Below are 3,042 nucleotides of genomic sequence, written 5' to 3' on the forward strand. Positions count from 1 at the left end.
GTCAGGTGATCCGTCTTGCCGGCATAACATATGTTAGCTTCATCTCTCGATGCATGCTGAAATTCGCCGCCGCGAAAGGGACAAGGCGGCGAGCTTTTTGTCATCATTCAAATGGCCGATACGAAGACTTCGGGACGGAAAAGAGAAGCTCCGCTCGCGTGGGTTTTCTCTATGCGGGCCGCTCCTGATAGACCGCCAAAGAGCAGCACTGCGCGGGCGTCCGACTGCTGTGGCTCGCATGGAGATCGGCACGCGGGAGGCGCATTGGCCGACCTCCCGCGTCGATGTATCAACTCTTGATGTCGATGCGCTTGACCCGCGACTGCGCCTTCTCGCTCTTCGGCAAGGTGACGGTCAGAACGCCATTCCTGAAGCGCGCCTCGACCTCGTCTTCCTTGACCTCGTAGCCGACCGGGATGCGGCGTTCGAAGCGGCCATAGTAACGCTCCGAGAATTGCCTGTCCTTGTCGTCCGTCTCGGAGCGCTTCTCGCCCCGCAGCGTCAGCACGCCGTCGTCGAACAGGACCTCGATGTCTTTCTGTTCGAGGCCGGGCACCTCGGCCGTCACCTTGATCTCCTTCTCGCCATTGGAGATCTCGACGCTCGGCCAACCAGTGCCGAGGGCGGAGGCACCGCCAATAGACGGCCACCGGCTGTCGAAGCCGCGGAAAACATCGTCGAACAGGCGGTTCACCTCACGATGCAGCGACAGGAACGGATCGCGTTCGCCGTCGTGGAAAACGCTTGGAACCTGGTTGCCGTTGCTCCGGCCCCAGGGAATCAGATCACGGACACTCATGGTTTCCTCCTTTCTGCTCATCGGTCTGAAAGCCTTGCTGCTGCGCCGGGCAGTGCCCGGCGCGTTGCGCGGGGGCGCTGACAGGAAGGCCTCAGGCCGCGTGCTTCTCGGCTTCGATCTTCTTCGTCGCGCCTTTGGGCATCGCCTTGTCGGCTGCGATCTCGATCCGGCGCGGTTTCATCTCTTCCGGAATTTCACGCTTCAGATCGATCGTCAGCAGGCCATTCACAAGGCTGGCGCCGACGACTTTGACATGGTCGGCAAGCTCGAAACGGCGCTGGAACGCGCGACCGGCGATGCCTCGATGCAGGTACTCACCCTTATCCTCGCCGGCTTTCTGGCCCGAGACCATGAGCATGTTCTGCTCCTGGGTAATGTCCAGTTCGTCCTGCGCGAAGCCTGCCACCGCCATGCTGATGCGGTAGTCGTCTTCCGACGTCTTGGCGATGTCGTAGGGTGGCCAATTGTCGACGGTTTCGATCCGGCTCGCCGTTTCGAGCGCGTTCAACATTCGATCGAAACCGATGCTCGACCGGAACAGCGGACTGAAGTCAAAGGTGGTTCTCATAGCTACATCCTCCATTGAGCAACATAGATACGAGGGGCGCCAAGGAAGCAGCGCCCCTTGACCCTTGCCGGTCTCTCAAAGCACCGGCAAAATCCATCTGGGAATTCAAATCCGAGACGTCAAGACCCAGCCTTGAACCGTCTTCAAGGTCGTGAAAAGTCACGCTTTTCGTCCGCATGCGGGTGGGTAAATGACGAAGAAGGCGGCCGCGCAACGCGACCGCCTTAGGGCGCTGATCTTCAATGGATCGCGATGATCCCGTCGACGGCCAGCCATTCCGATGGCCTGATGAGCCGATGGTGGGCGACCCGGATCGAATGCAAGGCGCCCGCCAACTCGCGCTCCCAAAAGCCCAGAAAGCCCTTCAGCACGGGGAAATCCGGTGCCAGATCATAGTCCTGCCAGACATAGAGCTGAAGCAGGCTGGGATGGTCGGGCAGATGATAATGGATCTCGGCAGTGGTCAGGCCATAGCCATTCATCTGCAAGCGGAATTCCCTGCTGACCGTACTTGCCATCGCCTTCGGCCCTCACGCGCTCAGCCGCTCGACCAGTTGCCGGTGGTCGTCATCGGCATGGCAGCTGGGCGGCGGAGCGAGCGCATCGAGCCGGCGCAGCGCATCCATGATCTCGTCGAAGGAGACCGGCCGCTCGGCGCCCGGCGGCTGGCGCAGCGCCGGCATCGATTCCACGGCGCAGGCGTCGGACGCCCAGGACGAAAGGATCGCCCGCTTTTCCCATATGTCGAGCGAGCCGTCCTCCAGCACATCCCGCGGGTGCTGAAAATGGCTGGCCGGCGAAAGCAGCCGGTCAAGCGAAAGATCCGATATTTCGGGAGCAAGGGAAGGAATGATCGGCGAGAGCGTCTGTCGGTCCATTTCTGTCCTCCGTCTCCAAAAAACTCCTTGTTTCGGGTTCCAATTACTGAGCCGACCCGGCGCTGCCGGGCGCCGATAATTTTGTTCAGATCACGCGCGAATTCAAGCCTCTCGATCGGATTTATCGCGTGTTTTCAGCGCGCTAGCACTCGGCTTTCGAGAGTGCCAAAAAATTTTCGACACCCCCTTGAAAGTCGAAGAAGGCAAAATTAGCTCGACATGCGCGCGACGCCGAAAGGGTCGCGCGCCCCGCTCCGGTCCTGCCGGTCCGGAGCGGAGGAACCTCTCGCAATCTGTTTGTCCTGAAGGAGAACGATATGACGTTCCGTCCATTGCATGACCGCGTGCTCGTCCGCCGCATCGAGGCCGAAGAGAAGACGGCCGGCGGCATCATCATCCCCGACACCGCCAAGGAAAAGCCGCAGGAAGGCGAAGTCATCGCCGTCGGCCCGGGCGCCCGCGACGAGAGCGGCAAGCTCGTGCCCCTCGACGTGAAGGTCGGCGACCGCATCCTGTTCGGCAAGTGGTCCGGCACCGAGATCAAGCTCAACGGCGAGGATCTGCTCATCATGAAGGAAAGCGATGTGATGGGCGTGATCGAGCAAGCCGCGATGCTGAAAAAAGCCGCCTGACCGGGGCTTCGATCGAACCGCAATTCAGTCAAATGAAAGCTGCCTAGACAAGGAGTGATCCAATGGCTGCCAAGGAAGTCAAATTCCATTCCGACGCCCGCGAGCGCATGCTGCGCGGTGTCAACATCCTCGCCGACGCGGTGAAGGTCACCCTCGGCCCCAAGG

6 protein-coding genes are annotated in these 3,042 nt (G+C 60.7%); 2 read left to right on the top strand and 4 right to left on the bottom strand.

Going from position 1 to position 3,042, the window contains the following annotated elements:
• Positions 1-188, top strand: a 188-nt coding sequence (locus EOD07_RS38215; protein WP_206519585.1) for a hypothetical protein, incomplete at its 5' end; no start/stop codon positions are given.
• 101 nt (positions 189-289) lie between these two features.
• Here the strand turns inward: EOD07_RS38215 and EOD07_RS28680 are convergent.
• The 4 genes from EOD07_RS28680 to EOD07_RS28695 form a co-directional block, all read right to left on the bottom strand.
• On the bottom strand, positions 290-799 hold the full coding sequence (locus EOD07_RS28680) for an Hsp20/alpha crystallin family protein (protein ID WP_127237756.1): 510 nt from the start codon (positions 797-799) through the stop codon (positions 290-292).
• A 91-nt stretch (positions 800-890) separates the two neighbouring features.
• The gene (locus EOD07_RS28685; protein ID WP_112125467.1) at positions 891-1,367 is read right to left on the bottom strand and encodes an Hsp20 family protein; all 477 of its coding nucleotides are present in this window, start codon (positions 1,365-1,367) and stop codon (positions 891-893) included.
• A 239-nt stretch (positions 1,368-1,606) separates the two neighbouring features.
• Positions 1,607-1,885 (bottom strand): usg protein, encoded by a 279-nt coding sequence (locus tag EOD07_RS28690; protein WP_127237757.1) that lies wholly within the window; start codon positions 1,883-1,885, stop codon positions 1,607-1,609.
• Between the two features lie 12 nt (positions 1,886-1,897).
• The gene (locus EOD07_RS28695) at positions 1,898-2,245 is read right to left on the bottom strand and encodes a hypothetical protein (RefSeq protein WP_245470534.1); all 348 of its coding nucleotides are present in this window, start codon (positions 2,243-2,245) and stop codon (positions 1,898-1,900) included.
• Between the two features lie 317 nt (positions 2,246-2,562).
• Between EOD07_RS28695 and groES the strand changes: the two genes are divergently transcribed.
• Positions 2,563-2,877, top strand: a complete 315-nt coding sequence (gene groES, locus EOD07_RS28700) for a co-chaperone GroES (RefSeq protein WP_127237758.1) — start codon at positions 2,563-2,565, stop codon at positions 2,875-2,877.
• Positions 2,878-3,042 lie beyond the last annotated feature (165 nt).

This window comes from Mesorhizobium sp. M2C.T.Ca.TU.002.02.1.1 (assembly GCF_003997225.1).